Annotated in this window: 19 protein-coding genes; 5 read left to right on the forward strand and 14 right to left on the reverse strand. The window is 58.8% G+C overall.

The features are described 5' to 3' along the window. The first annotated feature begins 101 nt into the window (after positions 1-101). The 4 genes from BFV97_RS10905 to pdeM all read left to right on the forward strand — a co-directional run bounded on the left by BFV97_RS10905 (position 102) and on the right by pdeM (position 5,479). Positions 102-1,400 carry an ATPase gene (locus BFV97_RS10905; RefSeq protein ID WP_069300397.1) on the forward strand — a complete coding sequence of 433 codons (1,299 nt, stop codon included), beginning with the start codon at positions 102-104 and terminating at the stop codon, positions 1,398-1,400. 16 nt (positions 1,401-1,416) lie between these two features. Continuing rightward, complete coding sequence (locus BFV97_RS10910) at positions 1,417-2,220, forward strand: NAD(P)-dependent oxidoreductase (RefSeq protein WP_281200952.1); 804 nt, start codon at positions 1,417-1,419, stop codon at positions 2,218-2,220. An 89-nt stretch (positions 2,221-2,309) separates the two neighbouring features. Further along, a complete protein-coding gene (locus BFV97_RS10915; protein ID WP_069300399.1) occupies positions 2,310-4,709 on the forward strand; it encodes a ligase-associated DNA damage response DEXH box helicase in 2,400 nt (799 codons plus the stop codon). 41 nt (positions 4,710-4,750) lie between these two features. After that, positions 4,751-5,479, forward strand: coding sequence for a ligase-associated DNA damage response endonuclease PdeM (gene pdeM, locus BFV97_RS10920; protein WP_069300400.1), 729 nt, complete (start codon positions 4,751-4,753; stop codon positions 5,477-5,479). A gap of 129 nt (positions 5,480-5,608) precedes the next feature. Here pdeM and folD read toward each other — a convergent pair whose 3' ends face one another. The 14 genes from folD to ruvB form a co-directional block, all read right to left on the reverse strand. Beyond that, entirely contained in the window at positions 5,609-6,508 is a 900-nt protein-coding gene (gene folD / locus BFV97_RS10925; RefSeq protein ID WP_069300401.1) for a bifunctional methylenetetrahydrofolate dehydrogenase/methenyltetrahydrofolate cyclohydrolase FolD, read from the reverse strand. Between the two features lie 98 nt (positions 6,509-6,606). Further along, positions 6,607-8,283 (reverse strand): formate--tetrahydrofolate ligase, encoded by a 1,677-nt coding sequence (locus BFV97_RS10930; protein WP_069300424.1) that lies wholly within the window; start codon positions 8,281-8,283, stop codon positions 6,607-6,609. A 165-nt stretch (positions 8,284-8,448) separates the two neighbouring features. Continuing rightward, positions 8,449-9,036 carry an MOSC domain-containing protein gene (locus BFV97_RS10935; RefSeq protein ID WP_069300402.1) on the reverse strand — a complete coding sequence of 196 codons (588 nt, stop codon included), beginning with the start codon at positions 9,034-9,036 and terminating at the stop codon, positions 8,449-8,451. A 149-nt stretch (positions 9,037-9,185) separates the two neighbouring features. Beyond that, positions 9,186-11,117, reverse strand: a complete 1,932-nt coding sequence (gene ftsH, locus BFV97_RS10940; protein ID WP_069300403.1) for an ATP-dependent zinc metalloprotease FtsH — start codon at positions 11,115-11,117, stop codon at positions 9,186-9,188. Between the two features lie 79 nt (positions 11,118-11,196). Further along, entirely contained in the window at positions 11,197-12,423 is a 1,227-nt protein-coding gene (gene tilS, locus BFV97_RS10945) for a tRNA lysidine(34) synthetase TilS (protein WP_069300404.1), read from the reverse strand. Between the two features lie 16 nt (positions 12,424-12,439). Further along, positions 12,440-13,294, reverse strand: a complete 855-nt coding sequence (ybgF, locus tag BFV97_RS10950; RefSeq protein ID WP_245667707.1) for a tol-pal system protein YbgF — start codon at positions 13,292-13,294, stop codon at positions 12,440-12,442. A gap of 49 nt (positions 13,295-13,343) precedes the next feature. Continuing rightward, complete coding sequence (pal, locus tag BFV97_RS10955; RefSeq protein ID WP_069300405.1) at positions 13,344-13,856, reverse strand: peptidoglycan-associated lipoprotein Pal; 513 nt, start codon at positions 13,854-13,856, stop codon at positions 13,344-13,346. 102 nt (positions 13,857-13,958) lie between these two features. Beyond that, the gene (gene tolB / locus BFV97_RS10960) at positions 13,959-15,284 is read right to left on the reverse strand and encodes a Tol-Pal system beta propeller repeat protein TolB (protein WP_069300406.1); all 1,326 of its coding nucleotides are present in this window, start codon (positions 15,282-15,284) and stop codon (positions 13,959-13,961) included. Continuing rightward, complete coding sequence (locus tag BFV97_RS10965) at positions 15,284-16,528, reverse strand: hypothetical protein (protein WP_069300407.1); 1,245 nt, start codon at positions 16,526-16,528, stop codon at positions 15,284-15,286. The genes tolB and BFV97_RS10965 overlap by 1 nt, the downstream gene beginning before the upstream one ends. A 9-nt stretch (positions 16,529-16,537) precedes the next feature. Further along, positions 16,538-17,026, reverse strand: a complete 489-nt coding sequence (gene tolR / locus BFV97_RS10970; RefSeq protein WP_069300408.1) for a protein TolR — start codon at positions 17,024-17,026, stop codon at positions 16,538-16,540. A gap of 2 nt (positions 17,027-17,028) precedes the next feature. Next, positions 17,029-17,724 (reverse strand): protein TolQ, encoded by a 696-nt coding sequence (gene tolQ / locus BFV97_RS10975; RefSeq protein ID WP_069300409.1) that lies wholly within the window; start codon positions 17,722-17,724, stop codon positions 17,029-17,031. A 141-nt stretch (positions 17,725-17,865) separates the two neighbouring features. Next, the gene (ybgC, locus tag BFV97_RS10980; RefSeq protein ID WP_069300410.1) at positions 17,866-18,258 is read right to left on the reverse strand and encodes a tol-pal system-associated acyl-CoA thioesterase; all 393 of its coding nucleotides are present in this window, start codon (positions 18,256-18,258) and stop codon (positions 17,866-17,868) included. Continuing rightward, positions 18,248-18,904 (reverse strand): hypothetical protein, encoded by a 657-nt coding sequence (locus tag BFV97_RS10985; protein WP_069300411.1) that lies wholly within the window; start codon positions 18,902-18,904, stop codon positions 18,248-18,250. Before BFV97_RS10985 ends, ybgC begins: the two co-directional genes overlap by 11 nt. 81 nt (positions 18,905-18,985) lie before the next feature. After that, entirely contained in the window at positions 18,986-20,014 is a 1,029-nt protein-coding gene (ruvB, locus tag BFV97_RS10990) for a Holliday junction branch migration DNA helicase RuvB (protein WP_172827913.1), read from the reverse strand. Between the two features lie 203 nt (positions 20,015-20,217). Here ruvB and BFV97_RS10995 point away from each other — a divergent pair. Further along, positions 20,218-21,099: tyrosine-type recombinase/integrase (locus BFV97_RS10995; RefSeq protein ID WP_069300412.1), on the forward strand; the 882-nt coding region annotated here is incomplete at its 3' end.

Genomic DNA, 21,099 nt, shown 5'->3' on the forward strand with positions numbered 1-21,099 from the left:
TCAAACCGTACCGATCCGCAAAATCAAATACAGTTTTTGTTTACCCGTTCCTGCTAGGCAGGGTAGGCTTTCGCCATAAAGACAAAAGCAGTGGTATTGATATGAACATGCAGGCGCGTACTTTGCATCCGCCCAAGATACCGATGTCCGTCGCGGCAACGGGTCTCAATCCCGTATTTGCACGGGATATTCTGATCAAGACGATGTTCCGCAAGAATGTCTCAACTCCGGGTGAGGTGGAAAAAACGCTGTGTTGCTCCACACCTGTTGCCCTTGAACTGATCGAAATGGCCCGCAGTCAGAACCTGCTTGAGGTGACGGGCAAATCCGGCACGGAACTGCGCTATCAGATGTCCGAAAGTGGCAAATCCCGCGCGCTCGACGCGCTGGCACAATCGGAATACTTTGGCGCCCTGCCAATCCCCCTTGATGATTACCGTGAACAGGTGAAACTGCAATCGGTGGCGGATGTCGGGATCACACAGGACGCGCTGGAAAATGCGATGGGGCACCTGATCATACCGGACGGTCTGCTCACCCAGCTTGGCCCTGCGGTGAACTCTGGCAAATCCATCCTGATGTATGGTCCGCCTGGCAATGGTAAATCGTCTATTTCCAACGGGATACGGGATGCGCTCGGGGATCGGATTTTTGTGCCCAAGGTGCTGGAATATTCCGGTCAGGTGATCTCTGTCTACGATCCGATCGTGCATGGTCAGGCACAAGAAAGCGCGGCGGACCCGAACGCGCTGCGGCGCACGGGGATGCAATTCGACAACCGCTATGTGCTGTGCAACCGGCCCTCTGTGATCACCGGCGGTGAGCTGACCCTCAGCATGTTGGAACTGAACTACAACGCCAATTCCAAAACCTATCAGGCGCCCCTGCAGCTCAAGGCTACGGGCGGTGTTTTCATCGTGGATGACCTTGGCCGTCAGGCGGAGCCGCCACAAGCGCTGATCAACCGCTGGATTGTCCCGATGGAAGGCGGAGAGGATATTCTGTCCCTGCAATCGGGCGAAAAATTCCTTGTGCCCTTTGACACGCTGGTCATTTTCTCAACCAACTTCCACCCTGCCGAGATTTTCGACGGAGCCGCACTGCGCCGCATCTACTACAAGGTGCTGGTGGACCGTCCGACTCGCGACCAGATGATCCAGATCTACGCACTGGTGTCCAAGGCGATGAAGATGCCGCTGGACGAACAAGTGCTGATCCATCTGTTTTCCAAACTCTACCCGCAGGTTGATAATACCTATGCGGCCTATCATGCGCCTTTCCTGATCACCCAGATGAAATCCATCTGCGATTACGAAGGCCGCCCCTATCAAATGGCCGTCGATCTGGTGGAACGGGCTTGGGCGAACCTTTTTGTGGCGGAATCTGTTGTCGAACACTGATCCCGTCACCGCCGGCGTGAAAACTGTCGTAGCGGGCTGCGGCCGAATGGGAGAGCCTATGCTGGCCGCTCTCTGCGCTGCGGGTATTGATGCGACGGGTTTTGACATCCGCGATCCGTCGCACTACGGCGAAAACGGCAACCGAATTACCCGCGATGTGGCTGCCCTGCCTGCCGACACCAAGGTGCTCATCACCGTAGTGCGCGATATAGCGCAAACCGAAGCTCTGCTTTTTGACGAACAGGCCCTGCTCGGGCACCTGCCCGCACTGACCCATCTGGTGGTCTCCTCCACGCTCTCCCCCCGCTATGTCACCGCGCTACAGGACCGTATCCCCTGCCCCCTGATCGACGCACCCATGTCCGGCGCTGCCATCGCCGCACAGGAAGCCCGCCTTTCTTTCATGCTCGGCGGCAGCGATCAGGACATTCGATACCTCATGCCGTTGTTCCGTGCTATGGGGGCCCATTTCCACCACATGGGCGACACCGGCGCCGGAATGGCTGCGAAAGTGTTGAACAACCTGCTGGCGGCCACCAATACGGCCACAACGCGGCTGGTGCTGGATTGGGCCGATGCGGCCGGAATAGACGAGCACAAACTCCTCAACCTCATCCACACCTCTTCGGGGCAGAACTGGCTCGCCTCCGGCTTTGACACCATCGAATTTGCCCGCGACGGTTTTGCCAATGACAACACCATCGGCATTTTGAAAAAAGACGTCGAAAGCGCATTGGACGCCGCGCCCGATCACGCTGACACCAGCCTGCCGGAAACCGTGATCCGCCATATTCGCGCATTAAAACCACGGGGCAGCTGACAGCGCTTCTTCTGGCGGGAAATATCCGCGGGGGTCAGGGGGCAGCCAGCCCCCTTTGCAACCCCGCATCGGCGCACTACTTTCAGGGTATGAACACCCTTCCACAAAACTTTCAGGACTGGTTTGCACAGCGCGGCTGGCAGATCCATCCCCACCAGCAGCAGCTTCTGGAGCGTGCCGACACCCCGGCAGCATTGCTGATCGCGCCGACGGGGGGCGGCAAAACTTTGGCCGGCTTTTTGCCCAGCCTGATTGCGCTGGCGGAAAATCCCAAAGACGGTTTGCACACGCTCTATGTCTCGCCGCTCAAGGCGCTGGCCGCAGACATCCGCCGCAACCTGCAAACCCCGATCGAGTCGCTGAACCTGCCCATTCGGGTAGAGGACCGGACCGGCGACACCTCTCAGACCAGACGCAAACGACAACGGGCCGATCCGCCCCATATCCTTCTGACCACACCGGAATCCCTTGCCATTCTGCTGTCCTATCCAGATGCACCGAAAATTTTCGCGGGATTACAGCGGGTTGTGGTGGATGAAATTCACGCCCTCGCAGAAAGCAAACGGGGCGACCAGTTGATGCTTTGCCTGTCCCGCCTGCAATCGCTCTGTCCTGATATGCGCCGCGTCGGACTCTCCGCAACTGTCGAAGATCCCCCCGCGCTTGGCCGGTTTCTCGCACCCTCCGCCCTCCCTTGCGAGATTATCAGGGCGGATCCCGGACCCGACCCGGACATCACCATCCTGCACAGCGAAACGCCGCCGCCCTGGGCCGGTGCAGGGGCGGCCTATGCGGTCAATGACGTGCTGAAACTGGTGGAGGGTGCCGATACAACGCTGATCTTCATTAACACCCGCGCGCAGGCGGAAATATTCTTTCGTGCGCTCTGGGCGGCCAATGATGCATCGCTCCCGATCGCGCTGCACCACGGCTCTCTGGCGCGGGAAGCGCGGGACAAGGTCGAGGCCGCAATGGTGGCGGGCAGCCTGCGGGCGGTGGTCTGCACCGGCACGCTTGACCTCGGGATCGACTGGGGGAATGTGGATTTGGTGATACAGGTGGGCGCCCCTAAGAACATCAAACGACTGGTGCAGCGGATCGGGCGTTCCAACCACCGCTACAACGCCCCCTCCCGCGCGGTTATTGTGCCGGCCAACAGGTTTGAGGTGCTCGAAGCCCAAGCCGCGCTAGAGGCCGTACGCGCGCACACGCTCGACGGGGAACCCCGCGCCAAGGGACCGCGGGATGTGGTCTGCCAGCACATCCTGCTGCGGGCCTGTGCCGGTCCTTTCGATGCTGCGGCACTCTATCAGGAAATAACACAGGCCGGACCCTATGCCGAACTCAGCCGGCCTGAATTTGAGGATTGTCTGGAATTTTGCGCCACCGGGGGCTATGCGCTCAGGGCTTATGACAGGTGGCAGCGGTTGATGCAGACCCCGCAGGGCTTGTGGCAGTTGCGCGATCCCCGCACCGCCCAAAGCATCCGGATGAATGTTGGCACGATTGTGGACACGGAAACACTAAACGTGCGGTGGCGCGGACGGGGCGGTGCGCCATTGGGAGAGATCGAAGAGGGCTTCGCGGCGACTTTGACCGAAGGCGACACGTTTCTGATTGGTGGTCAGGTGGTGCGCTACGAGGGTCTGCGCGAAATGACCGTGCAGGTCACGAAAGGCCGCAAGGAACCCCGTATCGCCACCTTTGCCGGTACAAAATTTGCCACGTCTACGCTGCTGTCCACCCGCGTGATTGCGCTGCTCAATAGCGGGGACTGGTCGGCCCTGCCCGAACACACCCGAAGCTGGCTGGAGACGCAGCAGCAGGTGTCGATGCTGCCCAAGCCGGGGCGGATGCTGGTTGAAAGCTACTGGCGCGACACGCGGGCTTACACCTGTTTCTACGGCTTTGCAGGGCGTAACGCATTGCAAACACTGGGTCTTTTGGTGACAAAGCGGATGGAACTTGCCGGTTTGCACCCTATCGGTTTTGTCGCCACAGATTACGCGCTGTTAATCTGGGGGCTGGACGCGGTGGAGGACCCTGCTGCGCTGCTCTCGCCCGAAGATCTGCGTGACGGGCTGGAAGGCTGGCTCGCCAATAACGCGGTGATGAAGCGCAGCTTCCGCAATGTGGCGACGATTGCAGGGCTAATCGTGAAAAACCTGCCGGGCAAGCGCAAGACCGGACGGCAGGCAACGTTTTCTTCAGACATTCTTTACGATACGCTGCTAAAATATGATCCGGACCACCTGTTGTTGCAGATCACCCGTGCCGAAGCGATGGGCGGGCTGGTGGATTTTGGCAGGATCGAAGAAATGCTAACCCGCGTTCAGGGGCGTATTGATCATGTGAAGGCGCCGCATGTCACCCCTCTTAGCGCGCCGATGTTGCTGGAGGTTGGCAAAGTGCCGATTTACGGCGCCGCAATAGACCGCGCCGCAGCGATAGAGGCTGCCGAACTGATGCGAGAGGCCGGATTGGAGTGATTTGACTTGATTTCCGGCGCAAGGAGTAGCAAGACGCCGCGATGCACGGTTATTCTTTCAAACTGAACCGGATTACCCTCACGGCGCTCGCTTCTGGCTTGCTCTGGTGGCAGGAACGACGCCTGCTTTGTGTTTCCGATCTTCACCTTGGCAAATCGGACCGCATGGCCCGGCGGGGCGGTGCCCTGTTGCCGCCCTATGAGAACCGCGAGACATTGGACCGGCTGGCACAGGCGGTAGACGCGCTCGACCCGCTTAGCGTGATTTGCCTTGGCGACAGTTTTGACGATGACGCGGGCCAGAACGCGCTCGATCCAGGGGACCACGCGCAGTTGACCACGTTGATGGCCGGTCGTCGCTGGATCTGGCTGGAAGGCAATCACGATCCGGGTCCGGTGAATCTGGGCGGCACCCATATGGCGGAGTATAAAACCGGCCCGCTGGTGTTTCGCCACATCGCAAAATCCGGTGCGCAGGCCGAGATTTCCGGCCACTACCACCCCAAAGCCAGCCTGCGAATGAAAGCGGGCCGCATGTCGCGCCCCTGCTTTCTTATCGACGACAAGCGTGTGATTCTTCCGGCATTCGGGGCTTACACCGGCGGGTTGCGCTGCTGTGATCCGGTGTTTGAACCGCTGATGTCCGCCAAAGCTGTGGCCGTGCTGACCGGCACACAGGCGTTGCCCGTCCCGATGCCGCGGGCAGAGCCATCGCGCAAAAGCCTTGATGCAACAGACAAGCGCCCTACCTCAGTTACACCGGCGCAATAAAGCCGGTCAGTTGGCAGAACTGTTCTAAGTCGTAATGCGCAAAAGTATGCGCGCCCTGCCCTGAAAAGTTACTAAGACAAAGACGCGGCGCCGGATCTGCTTCGGCGTCGCGTTTTTTTGTGGCTTCGATCAGGCCGTAAGCCCTTCGGGTTCGTCCAGCCCGTTGGCCCGACAACAGGCAGTCACGGTATTGGCCAGCAGACAGGCGATGGTCATCGGCCCGACGCCACCCGGAACCGGAGTGATCGCACCGGCTTTTTCCACGGCGGAGGCAAAATCTACATCGCCAACCAGCTTGGATTTGCCCTCTTTTTCGGGATGAGGAATGCGATTGATGCCCACGTCGATCACAGTCGCGCCCTCTTTGATCCATTCTCCAGTGACCATTTCCGGCCGTCCAACCGCGGCAACGACAATATCCGCTGTACGACAGAGGGCCTCGATATTCTTGGTGCGGGAATGGGCGATAGTGACAGTACAGCTGTCTTTCAACAGCAGGTTCGCCATCGGTTTGCCTACGATGTTCGACCGCCCCACAACCACCGCATTCAGACCGGACAGGCTGCCGTGATGGTCGCGCAGCATCATCAGACAGCCCAGCGGCGTACAGGGCACCATTGATTTTTGCCCCGTGCTGAGCCGTCCCACGTTTGAGATGTGAAACCCGTCCACGTCCTTTTCGGGCACGATGCTATTGATCACCAGTTCTTCATTCAGATGATCCGGCAGGGGCAACTGGCACAGGATGCCGTGCACGGACGGATCTTCGTTAAGTTGGTTAATCAGCGCCAGCAGGTCTGCTTCGCTGGTGTCCGCCGGCAGTTTGTGCTCGTAAGAGTTCATCCCCACTTCCAGCGTGGATTTGCCCTTGTTGCGCACGTAAACCTCAGAGGCCGGATCCTCGCCAACCAACACCACAGCCAGACCCGGCGTGACATCGTGATCGGTTTTCAACCGCGTCACATGTTCTGCCACTTTGGCCCGAACAGAGGCCGCGAATTCTTTGCCGTCGATAATTTTCCCAGACACCCTATGGCCTTTCTAATTTTTTCAAATGCCCCGGCCGGAAGCAGCGCCCCCGGCCAGTATTGATTTTGTTGCGCCAGAGTATGCTCCGGCCGGACGGATCAGAACAGACCTTCGATCTCGCCCGCGTCGTTCAGGTGGATATTCTCCGCACTTGGCACGCGGGGCAAGCCCGGCATGGTCATAATTTCCCCGCAAACTACAACGACAAATCCCGCACCCGCGCTCAGCCGCACCTCACGCACCGGCACCGAATGGCCTGTCGGCGCGCCGCGCAGGTTTGGATCGGTCGAGAACGAGTACTGGGTTTTTGCCATACAGACCGGCAGATCGCCATAGCCCTGTTCTTCCCACAGACGCAGTTGGTCACGAATTTTCTTATCCGCCAGAACCTCATCCGCGCGGTAAATCCGCTTGGCGATGGTCTCGATCTTCTCAAACAGGGGCATTTCGTCTGCATAGAGAGGGGCAAACTGCGAGCTTCCGCCCTCTGCGATTTCTGCAACGCGGGTCGCCAGTTCTTCAGACCCTTTCGACCCGAATTCCCAATGCTGCGATACAATCGCCTCGGAGCCCTGCCCGGCCACATAATCCTTCACCGCCTGCACTTCGGCATCCGTGTCCGCAACAAAGTGGTTAATGGCAACGACCACCGGCACGCCAAAGCTTTTGAGATTGTTGATGTGACGGCCAAGGTTCGGGCAGCCCGCTTTCACCGCATCCACATTTTCCGCGCCCAGATCGGCCTTGGCTACGCCGCCGTTCATTTTCATCGCGCGCACAGTGGCCACCAGTACAACGCAATCCGGTGCCAGACCTGCTTTGCGGCACTTGATGTTCAGGAATTTTTCGGCCCCGAGATCGGCGCCAAAACCTGCTTCTGTCACGACGAAATCCGCCAGCTTCAGGGCTGTGGTGGTCGCCATGACAGAGTTACAGCCGTGGGCGATATTGGCGAAGGGACCGCCGTGGACGAAGGCCGGATTGTTTTCCAGCGTCTGCACCAGATTAGGCTGCATCGCGTCTTTCAGCAGTACGGTCATCGCACCGTCTGCTTTGATGTCGCGGCAATACACAGGGGTCCGGTCACGACGGTAAGCCACGATCATATTGCCCAGCCGTTCCTGCAAATCGGTCAGATTGCGGGCAAGACACAGGATTGCCATCACTTCGGAGGCGACTGTGATGTCAAAACCGGCCTCACGGGGGAAACCGTTGGCGACCCCGCCCAAAGAGGCCGTGATCTGGCGCAGGGCGCGGTCGTTCATGTCCACAACGCGGCGCCACACCACACGGCGCACGTCGATTTCCAGCTCGTTACCCCAGTAAATATGGTTGTCGATCATGGCCGACAGCAAAGAGTGGGCCGAAGTAATCGCGTGGAAATCCCCGGTGAAATGCAGGTTCATATCTTCCATCGGTACGATCTGGGCATAGCCGCCCCCTGCAGCGCCCCCTTTCATACCAAAGTTCGGACCTAAGGAGGCCTCACGGATACAAACGCAGGCGTTCTTGCCGATCCGGTTCAGCCCATCGCCCAGCCCGACCGTCGTCGTGGTCTTGCCCTCACCCGCAGGTGTCGGGTTGATGGCCGTTACCAGCACCAGTTTGCCGTCTTTGCGGTCCTGCACAGAATCAATGAATGACTGGCTGACCTTTGCTTTGTCGTGGCCGAACGGAAGCAAGTCATCCGTGCCAATTCCCAATTTCGCGCCGATCTCCTGTATCGGTCGTTTCGACGCCTCCCGCGCGATTTCAATGTCGGTTTTGTAAGCCATTTTCATTCTTCCCTGTGGGTGTTGGTCTTCCAGTGTCACTCCCGTAATTTATGGCGAAGAACACGCCCCTGAACCCAGAGCAAATGCGACATAATCATATCCGTAATCGCCGCCTGTGCAGATTCAGGCTGACCCAAGGGCCGTTTCCACAGGCGCGGCGCGGGATCAGGTGTCTGGGGACCAGTGCCGCTGGTCCGGAATATGTAGGGTAAATCGGTCCCCGACCCGCAGCCGGCCTTCCCGCTCCACCCATGCGGTCACGCCGCGCCGGTTCGTGGCGGCGGTCTTGAACAACTTGCCCTTGCCGCTATGGCGCGGCTCCAGTTCTTCCTTGCCGGGGAAGATGCAGGGCCGGTTCTCCATATCGACGACAAGCGTCGTGCCCTCTTGGGTTTGCAGGCGCGATGATGGTGGGACGAAGGTAAAGTCCGGCAGGCCGCTGACCATAATACTCGCGCCGAGCCATGCGGGATCAACGTGGTCCAGTCCGATGTCCGCAGCGATGAGCGCCAGTTCCTCGGCGCTGACGATAGAGAACTGGCGCGTGTTGCGGATTTCCGTGTCTCTGGGGTGTTGCGTCAGGACGCGGGAACATGACGGGCGGGTCAATCCGGCATGACACTCCCCCGCGGCGCCTGCAAACCCCGCAAAGACTTCATCCTTTGGGTCCGAGGCAAGTGCGGTCTCGCGGTGCGGCACCACGCCGAGATAGACGATTTCACAACTGTAGTTGGTGCGCTTCAATGCGGGCATAGATTTGTGTCCTTGGCATTCATCGTGCAAATATGCGCTCCTTGGAACGCTTGGACCTGTTAGACCGCAGTGCCATGCAAAAGAAAAGACCCGCGCGGTGCACGGGTCTTTTTAACTTTATAAACTGTCTCCGAAAGTGGGGAAGCGGGTTACACCGGATCAGGCTCCATATCCCCTTTTGGCGGGGTCTTGGGCTTTTTCGTTTTCGGAATAGCCGCAACACTGGAGGAGTTTCCGCCGGTATCCGTGTCGTCATCATCATCCGACCCGCGATTCAGCGGCTCTCCAGCGATGACTTTTTTGATCTCGGCTCCGGTCAGGGTTTCATATTCCAACAGCCCCTGCGCCATGTTTTCCAACTGGTCTGCATGCTCGGTCAGGATCTGCTTGGCCCGTTCATAGCCTTCATCAACCAGCTTGCGCACTTCGGCGTCGATGATTTCCTGCGTATCCGGTCCGGCATTCACCCCGCCACCCTGCGGCCCGAGATAGGTATCCTGACGGTTGGCATAGTCGATATTGCCAAGTTTGTCGGACATGCCGAACTGCGTGACCATGGCCCGCGCTATCCGTGTGACCTGCTGAATATCGGAAGACGCACCAGAAGTGACATTCTCTTCCCCGAAGATCAGTTCTTCCGCAACCTTACCGCCCATCGCCATAGCGATCTGGGATTTGTATTTGGTTTTGGTCACAGACAGTTGGTCCCGTTCGGGCAGGGACAGCACCAGACCCAGCGCACGACCGCGCGGGATGATGGTCGCTTTGTGGATCGGATCATGCTGGGGCACATTGAGGCCGACGATGGCGTGACCGGCTTCGTGATAGGCGGTCAGCTTTTTCTCATCCTCGGACATCACCATAGAACGGCGTTCCGCGCCCATCATGACCTTGTCTTTGGCGTTCTCGAAATCTTCCATCGTCAGATAGCGTTTGCCGGTGCGGGCCGCCATCAGCGCGGATTCATTGACGAGGTTCGCCAGATCCGCACCGGAAAATCCGGGCGTACCGCGGGCAATGATGCGCAGGTCCACGTCCGGTCCCAGCGGAGTCTTGCGGGCATGTACCTCAAGAATTTTCTTCCGGCCGTTGATGTCAGGGTTTGGCACCTGCACCTGACGGTCGAACCGGCCCGGACGCAGCAGCGCAGGGTCAAGAACATCGGGGCGGTTGGTGGCTGCCAGAAGGATCACACCTTCGTTGGCTTCAAACCCGTCCATTTCAACCAGCAACTGGTTGAGCGTTTGCTCCCGCTCGTCATTGCCGCCGCCATAACCGGCACCACGGTGACGGCCAACAGCGTCGATTTCGTCGATGAAAACGATACAAGGCGCGTTTTTCTTGGCCTGTTCAAACATGTCACGGACACGGGAGGCACCCACGCCCACAAACATTTCCACGAAATCCGAACCGGAGATGGTGAAGAAAGGCACGCCAGCCTCCCCAGCGATGGCACGGGCCAGCAGGGTTTTACCGGTGCCCGGAGGTCCGACAAGCAGCGCCCCTTTAGGAATCTTGCCACCGAGGCGGCTGAATTTCTGCGGATCGCGCAGGAATTCAACGATCTCTTCCAGTTCGTCTTTGGCTTCGTCGATGCCGGCCACATCGTCAAAAGTGATGCGTCCGTGCCGTTCGTTCAGCAGCTTGGCTTTGGATTTCCCAAAACCCATCGCACCGCCGCGTCCGCCGCCCTGCATCCGGTTCATAAAGAAAATCCAGACGCCGATCAGCACCAGAAACGGCAGCCACAGGGACATAGCCGAGAGGAAACCGGACTGTTCCTGCGCCTTGACGTTCACATTCACGCCGGCGTCGATCATTTGGTCGGTCAGCTTGTCAGATTCCATCGCTGCACGAGGCTGGATTGTCTGAAAGCGGGAACCGTCCTTGTTTACGATGGTGATCAACTCACCATCCATCTGCACTTCGGACACATTCCCCTTTTCAACGGACTGGATAAATTCGGAATAAGTGATCTGATTCTCGTTGCCAGCGCTTTGCCCGTTGCTGAACATATTGAACAGGGCAACGATCAGCAGAAACAGCACGACCCAAAAAGCCAGATTTTTGGTATTTCCCAAGGCGGTTCTCCTTAAGGCACTTTACGTGCCGAGTATTTAATAAAGTGTTACGTGAAACATAGGTTTCCGCGTGCTGTTTTCAATGCGTCACAATGGTTGCATAAAAACTTTCCGGACCATCCCGCAGCCAACACTTGCAGTCAGGGTTTTTATCGACAAAGGGAGCCGACTTCAATTCGTTATTATACCATAAAGACGGCGAGGCGAGGATAGCATTTCTGCTTTCGGCAGTTTCACGCCATTCCGGACGCTGCAATATGCCGACTTTTCCCAGCGGGCGCCAGCTTCCCACCCCTGTATCGCAGGCAAAGCGGCCGTCGAAAAACCCGTCCGAGCCGTCACATTCCTGCATCGCGGCGACCTCTCTTGTGATCTCGCACACCCCGTTTCCCAAAGGCGTCAGAAGGCACCCTGACAGGCTGTGTGACCGCCCCCCAAGACAGGCCGCCAGCGCCCGTTTCAGCCCGTTCAGGCGCGGACGGTAAGGCGCAGCGGACACCCAGCGCAGGCTGTGGGCGAGAATACGCAGGCGGATCTCCTCCGGCTCGCAGGCCAAAGCGTTGATGTCCAGCCGGACCGAGCCGATGTCCCTTGGGGACGCAATGCGGCGCAGGGCGGTCTCGCTGACCTGCTCCAAGGCGGCTCTGGCAGGTTGCAGACGGGTTGCGGTATCGGCCAGAACATCTACAGTCAGTCCGATTTCATCCAGCTTGACCAATGCCTTACGCATCTTCACCCGATCAAACCGGACGTCATCATTGCTCGGATCTTCTGCCCAGGGGATCTGGCGCACCCGCAAAACATCGCGCAGGGTTTCGCGGCGCATCTCCAGCGTCGGTCGCAACCATAACACACCCTCTTTTCTGCGCTGCGGCAGGATGCCCGACAAACCATCCACGCCGCTGCCCCTTTTCAGCCGCAACAGCAGGGTTTCGGCCTGATCCTCTTTGGTGTGTCCTGTTGCCACCGCTGCGATCCCACGCTCCAGCGCCCATTGCGCTATCAATCGCTGCCGCGCCTGCCGTGCGTTGTCCTGTAGATTGCCCCGCTCCGGATGATCGCGCCACTCTAGCGTTGTGTGGGGGACGCCAAGCCCGGCGCAGAGTTGCGCCACCATTTGCGCTTCGGCGGCAGAGTCCTTGCGCAACCCGTGATCCACCGTTACCGCGCTTAGGGAACGACCCGATGGTTTCGCCCATTCTGCCATCAGCACAAGCAGGGCAAGCGAATCGCCGCCCCCCGAAACAGCCACGCCAAGGGGGCCATCCGGTGCGGTCTCCATGTATTGAAAAAACGCTTGCGTCATAGCAGGCGCGGCCGGTTCAGGAACACCCTATGGCACTGCGGCTGGCCTGTGCTTCGCCCACGATAGAGGCGGCCGGATAGCGGATCGGTACCTCGGCAAGCATCAGGCACGCCTCTTCCTGCTGGCCCAACTCTTTCAGGCTCAGCCCCAAACGATAAAGCGCATCCGGTGCTTTGGTGCCTTCAGGTGCGCCGCTGAAACTCTCAAGGAAACTACGTGCCGCCCCGTCCCAATTGCTCTGCGCGGCCAGGGCTGCCCCTTTCCAGTAATGGGCTTCACCGGTCAAAGGGCCACCGGGAAAATTGGACACGAGCGTATCAAACTGGGCGGCGGCACTGGCATAATCCTGTGCTTCAAAAGCCGCCATCGCCCGCTGGAACGTGTCTTGTTCTGTGCTGGTGGTCCCGGCTGCCGCGCCACCTTGGGTGTTGCCACCCGTAGAAACCGGAGTCCGCGGACGTGTCGTCACTTTCCCGCCCAAAGGCGCGGCCCGGTCAAGCGTGCTGACGTCACAGCTGGCTTCCATCTCGCAAAGGCGGAACTCAAGATCACCGATCCGGTTGGTGCCATCGCTGACAATGCTCTCGATCCAGAACTGTTTTTCTTCAATCGCGCCGGTCAGACGCCGCATCTCGGCTTCCAGCGCGTCAATCCGTTGCAGGGCCGGGGCGTTGCTGCTGCTCTGGGATGCTGCTCCTGTGGTGGACAGCTCCCGTTTCATCGACACAATATCTGCGTAAAGGAACTCCAGCTCCTGCCGGATATCCGCCAGCGTTTCACCGTCTTGCGCCTGCGCGCCCAGAGGCGTCAAAACCGCCGCTACCAAGATTGCCCGCAAAATCCGCATCTTCAATGTTCCCCAAATACTCATGAACGCGCCGTTAGCAGGGCTCCGCAAACGGCGCAAATTCCAGTCCGGTTTAGCTGGTCAGTCCGGTTGCCACCAAAGTGACCGCGCGACGGTTCTTAGACCAGCATGCTTCGTTCGAGCAGATCGCCAATGGACGTTCCTTACCGTAAGTCACCGTGTCGATCCGGCTTTCGGTCACACCGCGACTGACGAGATAATCCCGAACGGAATTGGCACGACGGGCGCCGAGTGCGAGGTTGTATTCCCGCGTTCCGGTTTCATCCGCATGGCCTTCGATTGTGACCGAATAGGTGCCATTCTGCTGCAACCAGTTTGCCTGCGCATCCAGTGTCTGCATCGCCACAGGTGTCAGCGTGTGCTGGTCCACCAGAAACAAAACGCGGTCCCCGATGGTCTGGTTGAAATAGGCCACCGACGTTGGATCATTCACCCCGACACCTGCCCCGTTTGCATTGGGGTTCGCGCCGTTGTATCCGGTGTCATCGCCGGTTTTCGGGCGCATGTCACAGGCCGCAAGGGCCGTCACACAGGCCAGCATCAGGCCGATTTTAGTCAATTTCATCTGCTCATCCTTTCGTTCATTAGCGTCTCGGGCGCTTTGGAACCACGCTAAAATCATTGCATCTATAGCAGTTCTTTTACCTTATGGGAAACGCCCTGTCACCTACTCCAACAGGCCCGACCATGCCGGGTCAGAGGCATAGGTGGGTGTAGTAATCCTGCGCAGGTTCTGCCCTGTCACATCCATTGAAAACAGCGCCGGAGCACCGCTTTCCCCTTGGGTTTCACGGAAGAACATGATGACCCGACCGTTCGGAGACCACGTCGGTCCTTCATCAAGAAACGATCCGGTCAGCAGTTTTTCCTGACTGCCATCGGTGCGCATCACGCCAATGTGAAACCGTCCGCCGCTGATATTGGTAAAGGCAATCAGATCGCCGCGCGGCGACCAGACCGGCGTGCCGTAACGACCCGGACCAAAGCTGATCCGTTTCGCCTCACCGCCGGTGGCAGGCATGACGTAAATCTGCTGTCCGCCGCCGCGATCGCTCTCAAATACGATCTGGGTGCCATCGGGACTGAAGCTCGGCGCGGTTTCAATCGCGGGAGAGTTGGTCAGCTGGGTTTTCTGGCCGGTGGCAATATCAAAGGTATAAATATCCGAGTTGCCACCGTTGCTGAGCGACATAATCACCTTGCGGCCATCCGGACTGAAGCGGGGCGCAAAGGTCATATCCTGACCGGCGGCATCAAGGGCGCGTCGGGACAGGGTATCCACATTCATCAGGAACACCTGCGGCACGCCGGTTTCATAGGTGGTATAGATGATTTCCCGCGCATTGGGCGAAAACCGCGGCGCAAGGACAATATCCTCGCTGCCGGTCAGATAACGCACATTTGCACCGTCGTAATCCATGACCGCCACCCGTTTCTTGCGGTCGTTCTTGGGGCCTTCCTCTGCCACGTAGGCCACGCGGCTGTCGAAATAGGGGTCTTCACCCGTCAGCCGGCTGTAGATGACATCCGCAACCTTGTGGCTCATGCGGCGCCAGCTCTGGCTGCTGGCGGCAAATTGCACGCCCTCAAGCTGTTCCTGCCCGAACACATCATACAGGCGGAATTTCACCACCATCTGGTTGTTTTCCGTCAGGCTGACCGCCCCCGTCACCAAGGCTTGCGCGTTGATGGCCTTCCAGTCGGAAAACTGCGCCGGTGCGTTGAAATTGGTGATGGTGCCGATATGGGCACTGGCTGGGATGGCGCGGAACAGGCCGGTATTGACCAGATCGGCTGTTACTACATCGGTCAGTTGCTGGGCAAATGACTGCGCCCCTGCGTTCTCTGCCACAAATGTGGGGATTGCGATTGGCATCGGTTCGATCACACCTTCGGTAATCTCGATCCGCAGCGGGCCGTCACTTTGGGCCTGCCCCTGCACCGGAGCGATAAACGCTGCTGCCAGAATACAGAACTTCAAAAACTGTTTCATTATCTCACCGCCATGTTTTGGGGGTTAAAGACGACTTCAAGTTGCCGCCATTGTTCGTATTTGTCTTGAGGCAGGTTATAAGGCGCACAGCGGATCAATGCCCGCCGTCCTGCCTCATAGGCTTGCTGGACCAAACCCTGCGGCGTGCCGGATGGTTCAATCAATTTCGGATTTCCCACCAGTTTTCCGTCTTGCGACAGTTCCACCGACAGGGTCACAACCAGATCTGCCGCGCCCTGCACCCCCACAGGGGGCGCCCAGCATTGCTGTACGGCCAGCACCAAAGCCCCTTTTTCGCGCCCTGTCAGGGGCGGTCCGCTCGGCCTGGCCGCAGATTCTGCGGCGGCTTCGGCGGCGGCGGCTTTGACGGCCTCTTCGATGGCACGGGCCTGTGCGTCCTTCGCCGCCTGATCTGCGGCGGCCTTATCAGCTGCCGCCTGTTTCGCCTGTTCCTGCTCTGCCGCCTTGCGGGCTGCGTCCTTGGCGGCCTGCGCACGGGCAACAATATCCGAAGGTCGTCCCTTGGGGCGTGCCGATTTGACTGGCGCGGCAGAATTGGGGTCCTGCTCTGCTTCAGTCACAATCTCTGTCGTGCTTTCTTTCGGGGCGACCTCTTCTTTGGTCTCTTCAGGCTCTGCCGCCTCGTCGCTCGGCGTGGTGGATTCCACCGCTTCCGCGCCGGTTTGCGCATCTGTCGGCGGCTCGGGCGAGACCTTATTGTCAATGCGCGGTGCGGGCCGTGGCTTGGGGCGCAGCAGGGCCAATTGGTCCGGCGAGACCTGACCGCTCGTGTCTGTCTCGGAAAGCTGGGCATCCGGCGTCACAACGGTATTGCCTGTCGCTTCCTGCGCCTGATCCGCTGTTTCGCTGCTTTCAACCACAGGTTCAGGCGGAATATCCGGCTCTGCTGCTTCGGCAAGATCGGGCGCATCAGGCGGGGCATCGGTTTCCGGCGGGGTTTGGGCCTCCTGCACGGGCGGTTCTTCCACAGTTTGTTCCACCTGTGGCGCTTCCACCGTTTCCGAAGGTTCTTCCAATGGCGAAGGCGTGGACTGTGAAGGTTCGTCCAGTTGCGGAGAGGGCGCACTTGACATCAGACCGTCGAATTCCGCGCTCGTGATGATCGACACTTCGGAAATCTGGATGGCCTTGCTTTCGTCACTGTCAAACAGCGGACCGCCAAAGGCGGCCAGCCCCAACAGGATGCCATGCATTCCGATTGATATTTTGGTGCCGGTTTCCACGGGGCGTCCCTATTGCTCCGCCGGTGTGTCGGTGCCGTCGAGACGCGGCCCACCCGCATCCGTGACAAGCCCGATATTGCGGAACCCGCCCGCATTCAACGCGCCCATGATTTCCATCACGCTGGCATAGGGCACCGCCCCATCCGCACGCAGAAACACTTTGTCGTCCTGACGTTCTGCAGCGATAGCCCGCATTTTTGCCACCAGATCGGCGCGGTTGATTTCGGCGTTTTGCAGCATCAGCGTCCCATCCGCCGCAATCGCCAGCGCCAGAGGCTCTTCTTCCTCGGTCGGCAGGGGTTGGGCTGCTGTCTTGGGCAGCTCGATCGGCACGCCAACGGTCAGCAAAGGGGCGGCTACCATGAAAATGATCAGCAGCACCAGCATCACATCCACAAAGGGTGTGACGTTGATTTCCGCCATTGGCTTGCTTTTCCCGTGGCTGCGACGGCCCTTGCGACCGCCCCCGCCACTTCTGTCTACGACACCGGCCCCCATGATCAGCTATCCAACTGACGAGACAGGATCGTGGCGAATTCGTCGGCAAAACTGTCAAAACCGCTGATGATCCGGTCAGAATCCGTGCTTAGCTTGTTGTAAAAGATAACAGCCGGGATTGCCGCCAGCAGGCCGAGCGCAGTCGCCACCAGCGCCTCCGCAATACCGGGCGCCACAACAGCGAGGTTGGTGTTCTGCTGGATAGCGATTTCTTCAAAGGCGTTCTTGATGCCCCAAACCGTGCCGAACAGCCCGACAAACGGGGCAATCGCGCCCACGGTTGCCAGAAAGGTCAACCCGTTGTTCAGCTTTTCGCTCTCCCGGTTGATGGCCACATCCATGCTGCGGTCGATCCGCGCCTGCGCACCGGCAATCAGATTGCCGTCACTGCGATGGGAGCGCCGCCATTCTACCATGCCAGCCGCAAAGATCCGTTCCGCCGCACCAGAGGGTTCAGGCCCAAGCCGGTCGAACAATTCATCCAGCGGATCACCGGACCAGAAGGCCCGATCGAATTTTTCCGATTCCCGACGCGCGATCCGGTAGTTGATAAACTTCTGGATAATGATCCCCCAGCTCCAGATGCTGGCAAAGATCAGGATCAGCATCACAAGCTTCACCGTGAATGTTGCACGAAGGAACAGCGCAAGCATCGAGAAATCGACCTCCTGCACTGCGGCGAGTGTTTCAGTTTCCATGTGTCCGCCCGACTATGTTACGTCTTTAATCCAAGACTGCCTGATGCCGCTGTTTGCCAGTGGCGTGATTGTTGTAGCAAACATAATCAGGCGGCGCAGAAAAAACCATATTTCATTGCAGGATCGGCAGTGAATTGTCTGTTACAATCCCAGACTTGCGCGAATTTCTGCCGGAAGCCTGACAACCCGCCCTGCCGCATTCATGCAAATAACTGTAATTTTTGAGGAAAAAAGCATTTCGCCGTCCCGCAATACATCCTGCTCGAACAGCAGCTTGGCCCCTGACAATTGTTGCAGTTTTGTAGCAATTATCAAGGCATCGTCCAGTTTCGCAGGCCGCAGATAGGTCGCATCCACATGGCGCACCGCAAAGACCAGACCCGCGCCTTCTTTCAGGGCCATTTGATCCAGCCCTGCCTCGCGCACCATCGTAGAACGCGCCCGCTCGATAAACTTGAGGTAATTGGCGTAATAGACGATGCCAGCCAGATCCGTGTCTTCATAATAGACACGTACCGGAAACTCATGCACCATCTTCAATGTCCTGCACCAGTTTGCTGGCCCGCGCTGACAGGCGCAGGGCGTGGCTCGGGTCTTCTGTGGCGGCGGGCATCATCGGATCATAGGCCGCACGCACGATGGCGGCATATTCCGGTTTTACGATGCACATATTGTTGCTCTTGATGATGGCGATGGGCGATTCCTCTGCAAAGGCCCCCTCTCCCCATGTCAGCAGGGACTGAAAGGTCTCGCTGGTGCCAAGGGTTTGCAGCGACATCGCCTCGGTCGCCGCATCCACACGGATCAGCACAATGCAAAGCTGCACAGCCCCGTCCCTGTCAAATCCGAAAGAGCGGTAGCGGCTCGCCCCCTGCTCCTCAAGCGAGGCCATCAGACGGTCGAAATTCGGCAACAGCTTGTCCAGATTGGGCACTTCGGCCAGTTCGGACCAGCTTCGGCAAAAGAACCACATAAAGTTCGCGCCAAGCTCGGGATCGGTTTCCGCCAGCACGCCCCCCGTGATCCCCACCGTCTGGGCAATCGCCTCTTTCAGATGGGGCAGACTCTCATCGCCCACACCAAAGACGACAGGCGCCAGCGGCCTGCCCCAGCGGGCAAAGCGATAGGTGGTGTCAGCGGCGGTAAACAGAGGGGCGGGGTTTTGCGTGATCGTGCTCATGCCAGCCCTTCTAACGGATTCGAAATCCGGCTGCACCCTTCAATGTTCCCCAAATACTCACCCCCAACACCCGCGCCGGTCCTAGCCTTCGAACAACTCGCCCTGCGGACCACGCTTTGGCGCGTCCAGCCCCAGATGGGCCCATGCCCTTGCCGCCAGCATCCGGCCACGGGGCGTGCGCTGGATCAGACCCTGCTGCAACAGGTAGGGTTCGATGACCTCTTCAATGGCATCCCGTGCCTCGCTCAGCGCCGCGCACATGGTTTCCACCCCGACCGGACCACCGGCAAAATTCTCGGCAATCATCCGCAGATAGCGCCGGTCCGCATTATCAAGCCCCAGATGGTCCACCCCGAGCCGTGTCAACGAACGATCCGCCAGTTGCTGCGTCACGGTTCCGTCACTCTCTACAACCGCGAAATCCACCACGCGGCGCAACAACCGCCCTGCGATGCGCGGCGTACCACGGGCGCGGCGGGCAATTTCCATCGCCCCGTCCGGTGTTGCCGTCGCGCCCATCAAACGCGCACCGCGTTCAACAATAGAACACAACTCCGGCACAGTATAAAACTCCAGCCGTGTCGGTATGCCAAAACGGTCCCGCAGCGGCGTTGTTAACAGACCCAGCCGCGTGGTCGCCCCCACCAGTGTAAAGGGCTGCAAATCAATCCGCACCGTCCGCGCCGCCGGACCCTCCCCGATCACCAGATCCAGTTCAAAATCTTCCAGTGCGGGGTAAAGCACTTCTTCCACCACCGGATTAAGCCTGTGGATCTCGTCAATAAACAACACATCCCGCGCATCCAGATTGGTCAGAATCGCCGCCAGATCCCCCGCTTTTGCCAGCACCGGCCCGCTGGTCATGCGAAAGTTCACACCCAACTCGCGGCTGACAATCTGTGCAAGCGTGGTCTTGCCCAATCCCGGCGGACCGTAAAACAGCGTGTGATCCATCGCCTGCCCGCGCATTTTGGCGCTTTCGATAAAGACCTTCAGGTTGGCCCGCGCCTCCGCCTGCCCTGTAAACTCGTCGAGCGTTTGGGGCCGCAACGCGCGGTCCATATCTTCGGGACGCGCATCAGGGCGCAGGGTTGGATCAGGCTCGCTCACAAAGGCCACCACTTAGATACAGACACCATTTCAATGTTCCCCAAAATACTCCCGCCGGAGGGGTATATCCTTCGTATCAAGCGCTTTCACAAACGCTCTGAGATTTAAATCGTGCTTTAATAAGAGTGCGGTAGCGTCTCAGCGCGGTCCGGAATTTCCCGGGCAGTGCCATCTGCGTTTGTAGATATTTCGGAGGTACACATATGGCAAAATCCAATTTCTTTACAGTCGCACAGTTAAAGTCCCTGCCGCCAGGCAAGCATTGCGACGGACAGGGGTTATGGTTGTTTAAGAGGAAAGACGGCGGGGCACAATGGACCTTCCGGTTTTCCCTGTTCGGTCGTCAACGCGAGATGGGGCTCGGCTCCTATCCTCTCCTATCCCTCGCAGAGGCCCGCAGAGCGGCCCATGACGTGCGGCGGATTGTGGCGAACGGGGATGATCCAATCAAGATTAAGCGGCGGCAGAGAAACCATGCAAGCGCACAGGAAGGTCGGTTCCATGTTCTGACCTATGCCGCATTTGAAGCTCATCGCTCCACGCTCAAACATGAAGGGTCGGACGGGATGTGGTTCAGCCCGATCAAGAACCATCTTCTGCCCCATCTGGGAATGATGCCCGTCGTCAAGATCGACCAGCATGACATCAAGCAGGCCCTTTCCCCTGGCTGGGAGACCTCTCCCGTCACAGCAAAGAAGGCCTTGTCCCGACTGAAGGTGATCCTGAGCTACGCCATCGCAGAAGGCTTTGACGTGAACCTCGGCATCATTGACCAAGCCCGCATCCTGCTTGGTGCACCAAGACACACCGTCACCCACATTGCCGCGCTCGACTGGGCTGAGGCGCCTGCCTTTTACCAATCGCTTAGAGAGCTCGCACCCCCAGAACTTGCGCTTCGCATGCTGATGCTGACAGGTGTGCGCTCGGATGCGGTCAACAATATGCGGCTTGAGCAGATCACTGGGGACATCTGGACGGTGCCTATAGAGCATGTCAAAGGTCGCAAAGGTTTCACCAAGCCTTTTCGTGTGCCTCTGTCCAATGAGGCCCAGCGGGTGATCGACCTCGCCCGGGCGATAGAGCAG

Origin of the sequence: Neptunicoccus sediminis, from assembly GCF_001719615.1 — a bacterium.
Taxonomy (GTDB): Bacteria; Pseudomonadota; Alphaproteobacteria; order Rhodobacterales; family Rhodobacteraceae; genus Amylibacter; species Amylibacter sediminis.